Annotated in this window: 10 protein-coding genes; 1 reads left to right on the plus strand and 9 read right to left on the minus strand. The window is 56.3% G+C overall.

From position 1 onward, the window contains the following. Window positions 1-13: 13 nt before the first annotated feature. From prsK to GY33_RS0111190, 9 genes are all read right to left on the minus strand, one after another. Window positions 14-2,074 (minus strand): XrtA/PEP-CTERM system histidine kinase PrsK, encoded by a 2,061-nt coding sequence (prsK, locus tag GY33_RS0111145; RefSeq protein WP_031387406.1) that lies wholly within the window; start codon window positions 2,072-2,074, stop codon window positions 14-16. A 27-nt stretch (window positions 2,075-2,101) separates the two neighbouring features. Then, entirely contained in the window at window positions 2,102-3,529 is a 1,428-nt protein-coding gene (locus GY33_RS0111150) for an outer membrane beta-barrel protein (RefSeq protein ID WP_031387407.1), read from the minus strand. A 165-nt stretch (window positions 3,530-3,694) separates the two neighbouring features. Further along, on the minus strand, window positions 3,695-4,927 hold the full coding sequence (locus GY33_RS0111155; protein WP_051822530.1) for an XrtA/PEP-CTERM system-associated ATPase: 1,233 nt from the start codon (window positions 4,925-4,927) through the stop codon (window positions 3,695-3,697). Window positions 4,928-5,116: 189 nt separating this feature from the next. Next, window positions 5,117-5,977 (minus strand): XrtA-associated tyrosine autokinase, encoded by an 861-nt coding sequence (locus GY33_RS0111160; RefSeq protein ID WP_031387409.1) that lies wholly within the window; start codon window positions 5,975-5,977, stop codon window positions 5,117-5,119. Window positions 5,978-6,034: 57 nt separating this feature from the next. Next, window positions 6,035-7,597 (minus strand): XrtA system polysaccharide chain length determinant, encoded by a 1,563-nt coding sequence (locus GY33_RS0111165; protein ID WP_035271894.1) that lies wholly within the window; start codon window positions 7,595-7,597, stop codon window positions 6,035-6,037. A 138-nt stretch (window positions 7,598-7,735) separates the two neighbouring features. Beyond that, the gene (locus GY33_RS0111170) at window positions 7,736-8,539 is read right to left on the minus strand and encodes an XrtA/PEP-CTERM system exopolysaccharide export protein (protein ID WP_031387411.1); all 804 of its coding nucleotides are present in this window, start codon (window positions 8,537-8,539) and stop codon (window positions 7,736-7,738) included. A gap of 235 nt (window positions 8,540-8,774) precedes the next feature. Continuing rightward, window positions 8,775-10,127: a TIGR03013 family XrtA/PEP-CTERM system glycosyltransferase gene (locus tag GY33_RS0111175; protein WP_031387412.1), complete on the minus strand. Its 1,353-nt coding sequence runs from the start codon at window positions 10,125-10,127 to the stop codon at window positions 8,775-8,777. Between the two features lie 43 nt (window positions 10,128-10,170). Beyond that, window positions 10,171-12,822: an XrtA/PEP-CTERM system TPR-repeat protein PrsT gene (gene prsT / locus GY33_RS0111180; RefSeq protein WP_031387413.1), complete on the minus strand. Its 2,652-nt coding sequence runs from the start codon at window positions 12,820-12,822 to the stop codon at window positions 10,171-10,173. 549 nt (window positions 12,823-13,371) lie between these two features. After that, entirely contained in the window at window positions 13,372-14,058 is a 687-nt protein-coding gene (locus tag GY33_RS0111190; RefSeq protein ID WP_031387414.1) for a CAAX prenyl protease-related protein, read from the minus strand. 584 nt (window positions 14,059-14,642) lie between these two features. Here GY33_RS0111190 and GY33_RS0111195 point away from each other — a divergent pair. Beyond that, complete coding sequence (locus GY33_RS0111195; RefSeq protein WP_031387415.1) at window positions 14,643-15,473, plus strand: PEP-CTERM sorting domain-containing protein; 831 nt, start codon at window positions 14,643-14,645, stop codon at window positions 15,471-15,473. Window positions 15,474-15,686: the final 213 nt, after the last annotated feature.

Genomic DNA, 15,686 nt, shown 5'->3' on the forward strand with positions numbered 1-15,686 from the left:
TGTCATTGATCCTTCAGGTCTGTCTCAGAGGCAGGCGAATCGTAAATTCCGTGCCCCGACCCTTTTGGCTTTGGACCTCGATGTGACCGCCGTGGGCAACGACGATCTGTCGGGATTGGTACAGCCCGATACCCAGACCGTCCGGCTTGGTGGTCCGAAACGCCGTGAACAGGTCATCCCGCACAAATTCCTGATCCATGCCGCAACCCTCGTCCATGACGACGATGCTGGCTTCGTGATCGTCGCCACCCACGGACAGGGTGACCGGCCCCTTGTTCTGGGTGGCTTCCAGGGCATTGAGCAGCAGATTGAGCAGAACTTTGAAGAGTTCCTCCCGGTCCCCCTCTACGGATACAGCTTCGCCGACCACCGAGACAGAGGCGGCGTCCACGAAGCGCGCGGCTTCCTCGGCTAGATCCCGCAGGTCCACCTTCTGCCTGTTCAGACTGATGGTTCCTGGCAGGGACTTGAGCCGGGAGATGAGGATTTTCATCCGGTCCACGGTGTTGCCCAGGGACTGGAGCATGTCCTCCTGGAATTCAGGTTCGTGCATATAGTGTTGGGCGTTGCCCAGCATCAGGGAGAGCGTATACACGAGATTCTTCAGGTCATGGGCCACGAAGGTCGAGACCTTGCCCAGGGCCTCCATTTCTCGCGCCTGGGCCAGTTGGTCGGCCAGACGGAAGTTGAGCAGGGCCAGGGCCACTTGTCGGGCCATGGCCTTGATCAGGTCGTAGTCTTCAAAGCTGTAAGACTCCTGCTTGTCCATGGGGTTGCCCAGCATGAGGAATCCGTCCAGGCGGTCGCCTATGATCAATGGAGCCATCAGTACGATCTTATACTCGTCGATGAAACGCGTTTGTTCAGCGTTGATGGTTGCCGGATGGTCCTGACCGAGGTTCAGGACCCAGCCCTTTTCGCGCATGGGGACAAAGAGGGGATCGTCCTGGGGGAAGGTGATTCGCGGTTCGTCCATTTCCATGAAGGAGCGGCAGGTGAAGGTGTTGTTGTCGAAGTCATGCAGGAACAGGGCCGCGCAGCCCATGCCGAAGGTTTCACAGAAACCCTTGAGCACGGCGTCCTGGAGTCCCTCCCTGGACCTGGCCCGTGACAAGTGTTCGGTGAACTTATGCCATTCCTGGCGATAGTCGTACTTGTTCTTGTAGAAATGTTTGACCAGAAAAGCCCGGATTTTGCGCTTCACGCTCTCGGACAAAAGGATTACCACCAGCGCGGTGCCGGAAAGCAGGGCGATGATGGCCAGGAGTACACGGGGAAAGTCGGGTCCGAAGTGCTTCAGGCCTTCACCAAGGAGGCCCAGGCCGAGGAGATATGTCCCCACAACCAACAATACCAAGGATTTGAAGGCCATCTGCCTGGACAGGCTGATGCGTACGTCCTTGCTGCCGCGGCGGATCAGGGAGTATCCGATGAGCAGCGAGCCCAGAAACAGTGCGGTGGAACGCACGGGCACCAATTGCATGTTCAGGGTCCGATAGAGCAGCCCCTGGCTGAAGTAGAAAAGCAGGCCGGCCAGGACGATCCCGGCGCCGATGAGAGTCAGCTTGACCTTCCAGCGAAGACCGTGGCTGGTGGAGGCGAGAGTGCTTTCCAGGTTGACCAGGGGCAGTACCAGAAAGAGGATCAGGCAGACATAGAAGATAAAGGCCGGAGGGCCCAGAAAGAGAATACGCTCAAGGGCAAAGTCCGGGGAAAAGTAGAAGGCCTCGAAGGGGAAGACCAGTACGGTGACGGGAAAGGCCAAAGCCAGAACAAGACAGGTGGCCTGCACCTTGGAGAAGCTCTGGCTGTCCAGCTTCCGGGCGAAGGTCAGGCTGAACAAAAGCCAAGCCAGGGGCAGCAGGCCTTCGGCATGCATGGCCAAGCGCTTCCAGCGGGGCAAGGCGTCTGGGTTGAGCAGGGCCAACAGATCGAATAGTTCCAGGGCCGCGCAGACTCCAAGCGCGGCCAGAAGCAGGAACATGTCCACGGACCTTCGTCCGCGCGACAGCAGGAACAGAGGTACGGCCAGGGCCGTCACGATGGCGGCGATGGAGAGGGAGGTCTGGAGCATGTGCGTATGGAGTGCCGGGGAACCGGGCTAGAACACTTTTTTCACCTCCAGGGTTATCCTGTTTTCCCGGAAGGTATCGTCGGAAAGAGGATCGTTGGAGGCTGAGTCGATGAAAAGGTAATTCAGGTCAAGGGTGAAGTCACGGGCAAGGAGGTGGGTCAGCCCGAGACGCAGCCTCCAGTCGTTGATCCGCTCTGAGAACGTTTCCTGGGTACCGTCCTCTTGCCGCGCGTTCTTGTCCTCCTTGCGGCGGCTGTAGTTCAGCCGGGCATTGGCCGTGAGCCGCTGGGTGAGTTCATGGGTGACGTGGACGCCCGTGGCGACCTTGGTCCCTTTGGGCTCGTTGAGCAGGGTATATGCGCCAGTGACCGCCATCGATCCCCGGGCATAGGGCCGAGTCAAGGATGCGGTGTTGAGTATCTCGCGCCGGGATTCCTCTTTCAGCGGATCGTAAGTGTATCTGACCTGCGACATCAAGGCAGCGGTCATGGCCGCAAAAGCATGGGTCAACCCCGCGCTCCAATACGGTTCATGATCGGATGGCCAGTCCGGGGAGCGTCGCCAAGTGTTGCCGATCCGGGTATAGATACTGGAATTTTCGGCGTACGCATAGCGTGGCCCAGCGTACACGGTGTGGCGATCCTCGCGGCCGGAGAGCTGCTCCTCGTCTTGGTCGGGCGAGTCGGAAGGATCACTGACCCGCTCCCAGGCACTGAAGTAACCGGCATCAAGTCCGAGTTTGCCTGTCAGTTCGTAGCCCGCGTCGAGAAAGGCCTCGTGGAGATGTTTCTTTTCGATGTCCTCTTCCTTGTACCACGTGTTTGTGTATTTATACCCCGCCCGGAGCGTGCTCAAGGGCGTGGGTTGGAATTCTATGAAAGGGGAAATGGAGAAAACGTTGCGGTCCGAGCTGTCTCGATCCCGCTCCGTTGACTCGACGAACTCGGTTTCAGGGGTACCCACACGGTATTCCTGGATTGGAAGGCCGTCCGGATCGGTATCAGGCGCGAGGGAAATCTGGGAGGATCGGAGGAGGTTCAGGTCCACCCGGCGATAGTCGTTTCGGATTTCCAGGAAGAGCAGGTTGGGCACGAGACGCGCCAAGCCACGGGCATTGACCGTGTGTTTGGTGTCGTCCTGCATGAACGTGCCATCGCCTTTTTTCTTGTTGCCTTGCGCATAATACAAATACTCGAAATCATAAGACAAGCTGAGGTCCCAATACCGGGCTTCCTGGCCGACGAACAACCCGGGCTTGACCCGGGTGGTGAACTCGGAAAGCTTTTCCCGATCCTGGTTCACGTTGTCCGAGTACTCCTCGCTGATGGCGATGGAGGGACGAATCGTGAACTCCGAGGCCGTGGTGGGCGATGGGAACATGAGGAGGGCCAGAAAGAGCAGCAGGAGGATCGGCATCAGGGTGGTCCCGGCATGTGATAGCGTATGATATTGCATATAATGATCCTCCAGGGAGTAATGTGTCTCTCGTCCTCAGCAACTGCGTCGTTTAACGATGAGCCATGGAAGAGAGCGATTTTTCCTTTGCTCAGAGCCGGAGTTCTCGGTGCCAGGGGAAATATCCCCGCCTTCGGCACAGGCTTCGATTCTCAGGGCTCGGCATCAGCCTTCGTTCCCATTGCCGAAGAGCCGACGCAAAAAGCCTTTGCCTTGGGGTGGCGGACCTGTCTCCGCATCCGAAAGTCGTGAATTTGCGTCCCGGTGGCCTATCATTCCCTCATCTTGAGGCGTGTTGCGGGATTGTGCTTGGAGCTTGTGGATCTCTTCGCCCAGAATTTCCAACTGCAAGGCCTGCTGGGCAATGCTCTCCTCCAGGCGGGACATCCGCTCCTCACTACCATCCAGGAAAACCTTCCTGTTCCACTGGTCCGCACTCTGTTCCAGGTACTCGATGCGCTGGGTAATGTCCTTCAACAGTGCACTGAGCTTAATCTTTGTTTTCTCCAGGTCGGGGTATTTCCCGGATAAGTCGCCGTTGCTCCCGGAATGGTTGCTCGAAGTATTTTCGACTTCGGTTTGCCAGAATTGCTGCTCGAAATCCAGCTCCTTGACGATTTCCAGGGCCGTGGAGCCGTCCATGGCCCTGGTTTCTTCCGAAAACATGGACAGCATGAAGAAGTCGCAGATAATGTTGATCAGCCTGGGCACCCCTCGGCTGTGAGTATGAATCAGGGCGAGAACCTCGGGAGCGAAGTCCACGGCCTCGCGGTTTCCGGCTTTTTCCAGGCGGTGCAGCACGTACTCCCCGGTTTCCTCCGCGGTCAGGGGTTGGATGTGGCAGTTGATGTTGATGCGTTGGCGTAGCTGGAGCATGTCCGGGGAGGCCAGGATGCGCTTGAGTTCCGGCTGACCCACCAGGATGATTTGTAAAAGCTTGGCTTGTTCCGTCTCCAGGTTGGAGAGCATGCGGACCTCTTCCAGGAGTTCCGCGGACAGATTCTGGGCTTCGTCGATGATCAGCACGGGCTGCATGTCCTTGGCGAACTGGTCGATCAGAAATTCGTTGAGTTCGCGCAACAACTGAATCTTGTCCTTGCCCTGCACGGGCAGCCCGAAATCGTCGTTGATCATGGAGATCAGTTGCTCTGAACTTACCTTGGTGTTGAAGACCTTGGAAAGGACGACTTTGGGGATCTTCTTTTTTATCAAGTCGCGAATGATGGTGGTCTTGCCTGAACCGATCTCACCGGTAATGAGGATGAACCCGGAACGGGACTTGATGCCGTAGTCCAGGTAGGTCATGGCCCGTTTGTGAGATTTGCTCTGGTAAAGAAAAGAGGGGTTGGGCAGCAGGTCAAAAGGCTTTGTGCGCAGATTGAAAAAGGATTCGTACACGAACGCTCCCGAATTACGTGCTGAGCAATGGGTGCTGAGTTGCGAGTGACAAGAATCAGCGGTTGAGAGATGCTCGCGGTTTGCCGATGTTTTTCACGGCTTCATGGGCTAGATTTTGTTAAATGCGCAACTGTTCATAGTTTCTATCTTCAAGGCCATGCCACAGTAGAAAAAACGTGTTTATTTCCTTTATCCGGTACCATAACCATAACCATAACCATAGCCATAGTGATAGTGGGAGTAGCTGCTGCCCAGAGAGTCTGGAGGCGCATTGTTGTAGACAAGGCCCAGCATGCTCGCGCCGCGCATGGCCTCCATGGCATCCTTGATGTTTTCCACGGTGGATAGACCTGATTTGACCACCAGAATTACCTCGTCCACGATGGTGCTCAGAGTTCTGGTTTCGGCAAAGGGCAACACCGGCGGGGTATCAATGATGATATATCTGTCCGCATAGCGGTGTTTCATTTCCTTGATCAAGTCGCGCATCTTGCTGGAAGAAAAAAGCTCACCCGGATTCGGCGTGGCCCTGCCCGAAGGCAGGACCACCAGCTTGCCGATGCCGGTTTTAATAAGCAGGTCAGGGACGGCGGCCCCGTCCAGCAGGCATTCGGCCAAGCCTGGCCTGGGACCCAGGCCCAGGTACTTTTCGACGGAGGGCCTGCGCAGATCCGCGTCAATGAGCAGGACGGTATGGTCGTATTCCTGGGCCAGACTGATGGCCAGGTTTATCGCGGTGGTGGTTTTGCCCTCGCCGGACATCGCGCTGGTGATCATCAGGGTGTTTCTCACCTGATCGGCCCTGGTCAGTTTGATGATCATTTCCTTGAGCTTGCGGTATTCCTCGGCCATGGGGGACTGGGGGTTGGTGGCCGCGACAAGGGTGGGGTTGGTGATCTCAAGAGGCCTTTGGGTGGGGATGAAGGCGTGCGGAGGAGCCTCGGGTGATGGAGTCCGCGATTCAGGGTTGTCATCCGGGCGACCCGTCCTTTCCAGGTTGACGTCGCGCAGCTTGGCGGCCTTTTCCAGGGCTTGTTCGATTCTACTCATGATGCTTCTAGTTTGGTTTCCTTGGTGAGATGTGGTGATGTGCACACAGCGTGGACCTTATGAAAAGATTCTCCAATAGATTCGTTTCAATACGGAGAGGCCACGATCCACATAAGGTTGATCCAGCAGGTTGGTGACAGCCTTGTGCAGGATGTTGATCTGCAAGAATTCAAGGGCCAGAATTCCCATGATCATCAGCAGCATCAAGCCGGCCAAAAAATAGAAAAGCAGGTTTTTGCGCTTCTGGCGCATGACCAACCCAGGATCGAGCATCCTGGGAACCACGGCCAGGATGGGCAAACCGAGGTTTTTCAGGGTGTCCACATGGCGAACGGAATGGTCCAGGAAGTCCAGGGCGATAGTCAGTCCCAGGCCTGCTCCCAGGCCAAGAACAATGCCCATGAGCATCAGCATCAGCCGGTTCGGGCTGACCGGCTTGGAGGGCAGGATGGCGGGGTCCACGACGCGGAACGTGGTGGTCTTATCCTGAAGCTCCATCTGTCGGGATACTTCGGCTTGGCCGAAGCGGTTCATCAATTGTTCGAGAACCCGTTGCTGTTCGGCCCGTTTGTGCTCCAGTTCCGCAAACTCGGCCTGGGCCGCCGGGATCAGTTGAAGCATTTCGCGGTTGGAAGCAATCTGCCTGCGGAGCCTTTCCTCCTGTGCCCTCAGTTCCTGGGCCTGGATGCTGAAGACATCGGTCCCACGGCTTTTGGGGCGCGGTGCAGCGGGTTCTTCCGGGTTGTCCTTGCGTTGCTGTTCCAACGCCTGGATTGCCGATCTGGTCCTGACAACATCTGGATGGCTGGGACCGTAACGGAGCAGGAGTCCGTCCAGGCGCTGTTCCAGGGCGTCCAGTCTGGCCAAATGGCCCTGCATGGGGTTGCCTTGTTCGTCAAAGCTCATGGCCTGGGCCTGGGAAGCCTGGGAGAGCAGTTCAAATCGGCGTACGGACAGCTCCTGAAGTCTGTCTTCGGCCTGGGCGATCTCCTGGAGAACCAGTCCGGGGTCTCTGTTGAGAAGGTTGCCTTTTTCCGTGCGCAGGGCCAGGACAGCCGCGTCCGCTTCATCCAGGCGCTCCTTGAAAATCTCGATCTGCTCCGCCAGAAACAGGAAGGCGTCGTAAGTGTCCTGGCGACTGGTGGTGATGTTTTGTTCGATATAACGCCGCACCAGAGTGTTGACATAATCCCTGGCCACTTGCGGGTTTTCGTGCCTGAAAGAGATGACGAACAGACCGTCTCTGGGGCGCAGGGAGATGTTGGTTGCCGAGCGTAACTGCTGTACCAGCTCCTCTCGCTGGGCATCGCTGGTGATGTGCAAATCCAGGTTCAATTCCCGGATGACTTGCAAAAGCAGGGTCCTGGTCTGCATGGCCGTGGTCAGCACGCGGATCTTGGCGTCCATGGAGGTCGTCACGGCAATGCCCTGCATCAGACTGGCCATGACGTTCTCTTCGATGAACACCGTGCTTCTGGCTTCATACTTGTCGGTCAACGCCTGACTATAGAAAATCCCCGCGAAGGATATGATCAGGGTCACGAAAATGATCAGGAAACGCCTGTTGTAGGCGAGATAAAGATACTTCTTGTAGTCAAAGTCTGTCTGAAGTGCGGCCATGAGAGCTCCGATCGGGAGGATTCAGTTCTGAGTTCCGGATAAAAGATTTTGAGGGTTTCTTGTCGGCACGAGGCGGATCAACTCGCAACCCGCATGTCCTCCTGCCATCCCGTCGTGCACTGCGAAGCGGATGTGAGCCTAGAACAGCCCCTCTCGCACGATGACATAGTCTCCGGGCATGAGCTCGATATTCTGGGTGGTGTCCCCCTGAAGCAAATCCTTGCCGCGCACCGGGATGACCAGGTCCTCGTCGTCTTGCTGCTTGCGGACGACGCTGGTCCGGTTTTCCCTGGCCATGGGGGAGAAGCCGCCGGCCTCCAGGACCGCTTCCAGCAGGGTCAACCCTTCTCTGTAAGGCAGGAAACGGGGGTCGTTGACGGCTCCAAGAACATAGACATTGGGATCCTTGAGCCGGGGGATGAACAGGAAGTCGTTACCTTGGAGCAGGATGTCCTGGGTGACGTCTCCGTCCACGTACAGCCCGTGCAAGTTCTCCTTGATGATCGTGCCGGCCCGCATCAGGTAGGCTCGGGAAAAGTCCGCGCTTTTCGTATTGCTCAATGAGGCCAGACCCTGAAGCAGGGAAGACTGGGGCGGCAGGCTCAATGGTCCGGTGGTTTCGACGCCTTCACCAAAGACATAGAGCCTGCGCGGTGAGATTTCTTGGACCGTGACCGTGACGATGGGGTTCTGGACCATGGTCGCGAGTCGTTTTTCAAGCACGTCGGTCAGGGCCATGGGCGTCAATCCGGCGGCCTGTACGTCCCGCAGGCCCGGAATGGTGATTTTTCCATCCGGGCGGACTTTGGCCGTGACGCTTAGGGATTCTTCGCCCCAGACGGAAATGGAGAGGACGTCATTCTCGGCGACTACGTACTCTTCGGCCAGGGATGTGGTGGGCAGGAGGAGAATAATCAGCAGGGGCAGGATCAGGCGTTTCATGGGAACTCCTTATGGTATTTGATAGCGTATCGGCTTCAGGGACGCTCAAAAAAAAGTGCCGGAGCGCAAGTCCCGGTGCAACGGAAGTGTGCGGGAATTTCAGGGCCAGGGAAAGGCATCTGGATTTCGTCTTCCCTGAGTCACCGCGTCCGCTGTACTGCAAATGCGCACTCAGCACTCGTTTGTCCAGACCTCAACAACAGAGGTTCTGGCGTTGCAAGCAGGGCGTCAAGTCCTATCTGCTTCCCTCTCGAAACAGGATTACGCCGATGGTTCGGAGCATGATCCGGATATCGAGCAGGATGGATAAATTTTTTACATAATAGAGATCGTAGCGCAATTTTTCAACAGCGTCCTCCACCGAGGCACCGTAGGGGTAGCAGACCTGGGCCCAGCCGGTGACGCCGGGTTTAACATAGTGCCGTTCGGAATAGTAGGGGATCAGCTCCTTGAGCTTGGCCACGAATTCGGGTCGCTCAGGCCGCGGGCCCACAAGGCTCATGTCGCCCTGCAGGACGTTGAAGAGCTGGGGGATTTCATCAATGCGGCTTTTGCGCAGGAATCTGCCTAGCCGAGTGATGCGTGGATCGTCCTTTTCAGCCCAGACAGCTCCGGTAATGTTTTCCGCATCCTGCCGCATGGATCGGAACTTGATCAAGGTAAATTCCTTGTCGCCCTGGCCGACGCGGGTCTGGCGGAAGAAAACCGGGCCCGGAGAGTCCAGTTTGATGAGCAGGGCCACGATGGGCAAAAACGGCGAGACCAGCAGCAACCCGAGGCCGGCCGTGGTCACGTCCACCATGCGTTTGGCAAAGCGGATCAAATCGTTGATGCGAAACCCGCTGGAGAAGATGAACCAACTGGGGGTGATGTTTTCAAGAAGCAGCTTGCCCGTGGCCTGCTCGTAAAAAGTGGGAGCGTCCACCACCTCCACGCCGCTGATTTTGCAGCTGAGCATCTCCTGTAAGGGAAAAACCCCCCGTCGCTGGGACAAGGAAACCACGACCTTCTGAGCCCGGTGTTGCTTGACGGCCTCGAAAAGGCCGTGGCCGTTGGGCACGATTTCCTGCCTGGGCACGTCCACGGGTTCGCATTCAAGGTTGTAGTAGCCGGAGAGAACGTATTGTTGGCTCCGAGCATCCACGAGCGTGCCCATTTGCAGGGCCAGGGGGCCGGTGCCAACGATAAGCACCCTTTTGGCAATGCCGGGGAATACGTCGACACGACGCAGGAGCACGTGCCAAAGGACCTGGAGGGTCCCGAAGACGGCCATGGCCAGGAATACCACGCCCCGTCCGTACATGATGGACGGCAAAGTGTAATACAGGGCCGACAGCAGGAAAAAGGACAAGGCCAAGCCCATGATGGATCGCATGATCAGGGTTCTCAAAGCCAAGTCCAGGCGGTTGTACATTTCCACGAAAAAGGAGGAAAAAAGCATGACCAGGGCAAAAGCCAACACTTGTTCCGGCTGATGTTGCGCGCCACTTTCCAGGGCCGGGCCAAAGCGCAGAGCGAAGGCCGCGTACAGAGCCAAGAAAGCCAAAGCCAGATCGCCGGCAATAAGTGTGAGTTGGAACTTGTTCATGCGATTACTCCAGGTTGATCATCAGCTGAGAATCTCTTGGATACTATTGCTCCAAATCACGTTTTAAGTCCCTTGCTTCCTGGCTCTCGGGAAAGGTTTCGTACTCCAGGGCCTTGTTCACTTCTTCCAGGGCCTTGTCCGGTTCCCCGGCATTCTTGTAGGCCAGGCCCAGGTGATAGCGCACCGTGGGGTTGTCCGGGATCATGGCCGCGGCTCGCTCCAGCAGGGGCAGCGCATCAGAGGCCCGATCGTTCATGATCAGGGCCAAGCCCAGGGTGTCCATGATCCCGGGATTGTTGGACTCCGCCCGGAAGGCCCGGCCTGCCAGGTTCAAAGCTTCGGCTTTGTCGCCGTGGCCCTTGAGGTACAGGTAGGCCAGATTGTTCAGGGACGGGGCGTAGTTCTGGTTTTTTCCCAGGGCGCGCCGATGGGCCTCTATGGCTTCGGGTATCTTGCCCTGAACTTCCAGCACGGAGCCCTGGGCAAAGATGGCCGGCGCAAAGTCGGGGTTGATCTGCTCGGCCTGCTGGAACGCCTGCATGGCCTTGTCCAGCTCGCCTCTGCGGGCGTGCAGATTGCCCAGGCGCAAGGCAGCCTGGGCATTGGCCGGTTCGGCCTTGAGGCCGGCCTGGATTTGGGCCTCTGCCTGATCCAGATTCCCCGCCACCTCGTGGATTGAGGCCAGGAGCAGATAGCCCCCGGCGGCGTCCGGGCGCAGGGCAATCAACTCCCCGGCCTGTTCCATGGCCGTGGAAGGGTCGTTCTTGCGCATGAAGGCGTCGGCCAGAAGCAGGAGACCGCTCTCTTCCTGCTGCTCCCGGATTTCCTGAAACAGGGCAATGGCTTTGTCGTGTTCGCGCAGACCCAGGAGAATGCGGCCCTTGGCCTCCTTGAGGGGAAGGTTGTCCGTGGTGGCGGCGATGCCTTCATCCAACACGGTCATCGCCTGTTCCGGCTCTCCCCGCCGCAGGTGGTGCTCCGCCGAGGCCAGGAAAGCCTGGGGCGTCCCGGTGGCCCGGGCCCTGCCGAAGAATTCCAGGGCCTGTTCTTCCTGGCCGAGCATCCCGGACAGCAGGGCCGCGCTCATCAGCGCCCTGGGGTTGGCGGGCTCCTGGGCCAGGGCCGCCTGATATTCCTCCAGGGCCTTATCCGGCTGTCCGCTGGATGTGTAATAGGCCGCGGAGTTGAAGTAGGCTGGCAGGTAGGCGGCATTGACCTGCTTGGCTTTGTCCAGAAGCTCCATCGCCTCGGATGGGTTGTTCCGGGAGAATCGGATCGCGGCCATGTTGTTGTACAGGGCCGCATCGCTCGGATCCCCGCTGAGCCCTTCTTGCATCAGGTCGTAGGCCTTCTCCACCTCGCCCTGGCGCATCAGGTTGGCGAACTGCAGCATGCGGATCTGCAGCTGGTCCGGCGCCACCTGGATAGCGGCGTCCAGGCTGGCTTCGGCATCCTCGGCATGCCCCTGGCTGAGGTGGAAAATGCCCTGCTTGAGATAGGAGTCCACCAGGCCCGGGTTCAACTGCGTCGCCGTGCGCAAGGCTTCCAGGCCCTGCCCGTGATCGCCCCGAGCCATGTACGCGCTCCCGAGGACGTTGTAGGCCAGGGCATTGCCCGGGACCTGACGGATGACGCGCTGGGCCTCGTCAATGGCCGGGTCCAGGCGCTGCTGCTGAAGAAGGATGAGAGCGGTCATCAGCCGGGCTTGGACAAACTCGGGCGCGCGGTCCAGGACGGTACGGAATGCGCTCAGTGCGCTTTCCAACTCGCCGGTCTGGTAGAGGCTCAAGCCCAGGTAGAAGTGGTTTTCCAGGGAGGGCTGGATGCTGTTGGCCCGTTGCAAGGCAACAATGGCCTCGGAAAAGTTCTGCTCCCGGAAATAGCTCAGCCCCTGCAGGCTGAAGCCTTCTGCCCGGCGCGGGTGCTGTTCTCTGAGGCCCCGACCGATTTCGTCCACTTTCTCCAGGTCGCCTTTGTCCAGGTGGATCATGGCCATGCGGTAAAGGCTGTTCACATCCTGGGGGTTGATCCGGGTGATGGTCCTGAAGGTCTCCAAAAGGCCGTCCACTTCAGCTTGGCGTTGCTGGATGTCGGCAAGCAGGTGCAGGGCTTCCAGATGCTCCGGAACCATGGCCAGAGCGGTGTCCAGAAAGGCCCGGGACTGCTCAAGTTGTCCCTGGATCAGGGCGATTTTGGCCAGTCCGATATTGGCCTCTGGATCGTCCGGAACATGGACCAGCACCTGTTGAAAGGTTTTTCCGGCTTGCTCGTAGTTGGCCTCACGCCCATATATCTCGCCGAGGACAAGCAGGGCTTCCGGCGAATCGAGACTGTTTTGCAGATAGGCCAGAATTTCTTCACGGGCCTCCGGGAGCTTGTCGGCGAGGAGCAGGGCACGGCCCATTTCCAGGGCGATTTCAGGATGGGAGGGGTTCTGCAACCGGACCTTGCGCAGTTCCTGCTCGGCCAGTTCGAACCTGTTCAGCTCTAGATAGGCCTTGGCCAATTGAAAGCGGGCCTCGAAAAAGTTCTGGTCTTTTTCCAGGGCATTGCGAAAGGCCACGATGGAGCCTTGAGGGTTGCCCTGCTCCAGTTGCGCAACGCCTTCGGCGTACAGCTCCTCCTTGGTATTGGCACCGCAGGCGGAAACGAAAAACAACAATACCGAAAAGATAAACACGCATGATCTCAGCAAGGACATACCCTCCTCAAGCAACTAGAAGTTATTCGATTTCAAATGTGATTCAATGTTAAAGCGCTTGTAACTGTTGAGCTTGTCCGAGGAAGAGCGGCCTGGATACCCGCTCCCCGTCTGCACGAGGACAGATTTCGCGGGTTGGGCTGACTCGGACACGGCGTTGAAAAACACGTCATTCCCGCGAAGGAGGGAATCCAGCGCCGGAAAGTGACGCTCCCTCAGGTTGGACGGAATAGTTGCAAAAGATTCTTCAAAAATGGATTTCTCTTGTGATCACATATCAAGATGCGTGCCTAATTATCAGACTGGGCTGCTCCGCTTTACCATCTGAAATGACATGCTTTTTATTGTGAGGCGCAATCCGGTTTTCACGGTTGCCACGGGAAATAATCCGCAAAAAGCGAACAGGGTGGTTCAGGCTCAGGGGGGAGTGAGGGATGCACAAGGAACGGGCAAGGTATGTGGGTGTCCGTAAAAGGCGAACAAAGGGACGCAAGTCTGCCCAAGCTTGTGGCTTCGAGGGGAGTCAGAATGGTTTTCGGCTGATCACCAGAAATGCCAGTGCCCGGTCCGCAGGACATAAACGGCCAGAGCCAGGTTGGTCACGGCATGAGCCAGGATGCATTGGGCCAGGCTTTTGGTTCGGTAAAGGAGGAGGGAGTAGGCCATGCCGGCCATGATCCCGGCCAGGATGAAATGGTGGGCCAGGCCGAAGAGCACGGCGCAGATCAGAAAGGAGGGCCAGGTGAATGCGCCCAGGGGGACTTTGGCAAACGCCGGGTTGATGATGTAGCGGAGCAGAAAGGAGCGCCAGAAGATTTCTTCCATGATCGCGACGATCACCACGGCACTGAAAATCCGGACCAGGATCATGGCCAGCCGGAGGCGCTCATCGGCAAAGACGCCGGGATCAAATCCGGGCGGTTCGCTCAGGGCACCAAAGGACCAGTCCATGTTGATCCAGAGCACGAAGACGCCCAGGCCCAGGGAGATGGCGGCCAGGGTCGGGCCGGGCCGGGCCAGGTCTGCCCAACGCAGTTCCGTGTAGGCCCTGCGCAGGAGGAACAAGGCGACCAGCGCGGCCAGGGGCTTGAGTGGGTAGAGCAGGAGCAGCGTGGATTCCTGGAGGCTGATCCACTGTCTGGAATCCAAAAAACGCAGCCCTTCTTCAAGGCCGATCACGGCCATGAACAGGGCAAAAGGCAGAATACGCGGCCAGGCTTTGTCGTCCATGGGAGACATCTTTGCAAAAAGCATGCTTCTTTGTTGGGGTTGAGTGGGCAATGGGACGACAACCTGGATAAGGTTTGAAGGTGTGGTGCACCAAATTCGGTTGGCGGAAAGTGAAGTGGGTTTGTCGGAAAAAAATACAACCAACCTCGACTCCTGCGTAAGGCAGGTTTTTGGGGCAATTGCGCTGAGGCGGAAAAAGGCTGGGTTTTCTTTTTTGTGTATGAAATTATGTTGTTGGGGGATGATGTTTCGCCTTGCTGAAAGAGTGTCGGAAAATTTTGCACGGGCACGAGGGAGTTTAAATCAAGAGGGCGAGCTAATGGATTGTTCATGAAGTTAAGTGTTTCAGGGTATTCGAGGACATTGTCGGCTTGGTTTGGGTTATTCAAAACCTTAAGGTATGCTTCGAATGAAAAGCAGTTTGTCGATTGTTTTTACACTTAAGTGGCAAGAAAAAAGTAGACATCGCTTAATTTCAATATGTTGCGCTGTGGCACGTTGATTGCTTAAGGTGTTGTAATGAAATCTGGTGACGATGAACCGTTCGTCCTAAATTTTTTTGAGTTTAACAAGGAGAGAGTATTATGAAAAGGTTATTGACCCTGTTTCTGGCGGCAATGTTTCTCAGCGGGATGCTGATGGTGGGGAATGCTCATGCGCTTTCACTTTCACTAGGGCCTGTGAAATTTGTTCTCGATGGAGAGTCCTATTTTACAGAAACAGCAAATGGTGAGTTGAAGGGGTTATTGCAAGCAAATTCTATAATTCAACCAGTAAACCAATTTAAATATGTCTATGGTCAAGGTGGTGTTTATTATAATGTTGTTTTTGAAGCTCTCACTCCAATAGAAGGCTTTGATCCTGAATTAGCCGGTAGTATTGGCTACTTTACTGGTGGTAGCGTTAAAATTTATGAAAACAATACTGGACCTTTAAACACACATTTTGATAATGATATCGCTGCTGGGCCATCTGCAGCAACTTTTGCTAATAATATTATAGCAAATGGTACTCTCATGTTAGACTTGTCATTCGCTCCTGGTTTTTTCCCTGAGTTTTCGGGTTTTCCTGGAACATATCAATCACAAGTCGCAGAAAAAGCTGTTTCAGACTCAGACTTAACTGGATTGAAAATTGCTAATCTTGGTTACCTTACTATAAATTCTGTAGGTGCAGCTTGGGAAGGTATTTTTGATAAAGATATTTATGTTTCTGCTAGTAATGCAACAGCAGATGTATTGTTGCAGGGTAATGCAAAATATACAGGAACTGAAAATGGTTGGGATACTTTTGAAAATACCAGTTTTGATGTGCAAGCAGGTATTGTGCCCGAGCCCGGAACTATGCTTCTGCTTGGTGCTGGACTCCTGGGTCTGGCAGGGTACGCCAGGGTGCGACGAAAAAACAAGGCCTAAAATCAAGGCACGCATTTCAAACTCATGATTTTAAGGCCGCCTTGCTTGCAAGGCGGCCTTTTTTCATGATCAACACCAGGAACGAAAGCAGGATCAGCTTGTCTCGCATCTTGATCCCGGATACGAATACCCTCCGCATATGAAAATTATACTCCCTGACATTATCCTCGGTACAAGCGCCACCGGAGCATGTTTGGCCGCAGGGGCAGGCTT

This window comes from Desulfonatronum thiodismutans, from assembly GCF_000717475.1.
Lineage (GTDB): Bacteria > Desulfobacterota > Desulfovibrionia > Desulfovibrionales > Desulfonatronaceae > Desulfonatronum > Desulfonatronum thiodismutans.

Bases quoted from the DNA above. Each gene is read 5' to 3' on its own strand.
- GY33_RS0111160 (WP_031387409.1), bottom strand. From the start codon at position 5,977: ATGAGTAGAATCGAACAAGCCCTGGAAAAGGCCGCCAAGCTGCGCGAC.
- GY33_RS0111175 (WP_031387412.1), bottom strand. From the start codon at position 10,127: ATGAACAAGTTCCAACTCACACTTATTGCCGGCGATCTGGCTTTGGCT.
- GY33_RS0111165 (WP_035271894.1), bottom strand. From the start codon at position 7,597: ATGGCCGCACTTCAGACAGACTTTGACTACAAGAAGTATCTTTATCTC.
- GY33_RS0111170 (WP_031387411.1), bottom strand. From the start codon at position 8,539: ATGAAACGCCTGATCCTGCCCCTGCTGATTATTCTCCTCCTGCCCACC.
- GY33_RS0111190 (WP_031387414.1), bottom strand. From the start codon at position 14,058: ATGGACGACAAAGCCTGGCCGCGTATTCTGCCTTTTGCCCTGTTCATG.
- prsK (WP_031387406.1), bottom strand. From the start codon at position 2,074: ATGCTCCAGACCTCCCTCTCCATCGCCGCCATCGTGACGGCCCTGGCC.
- GY33_RS0111150 (WP_031387407.1), bottom strand. From the start codon at position 3,529: ATGCAATATCATACGCTATCACATGCCGGGACCACCCTGATGCCGATC.
- GY33_RS0111195 (WP_031387415.1), top strand. From the start codon at position 14,643: ATGAAAAGGTTATTGACCCTGTTTCTGGCGGCAATGTTTCTCAGCGGG.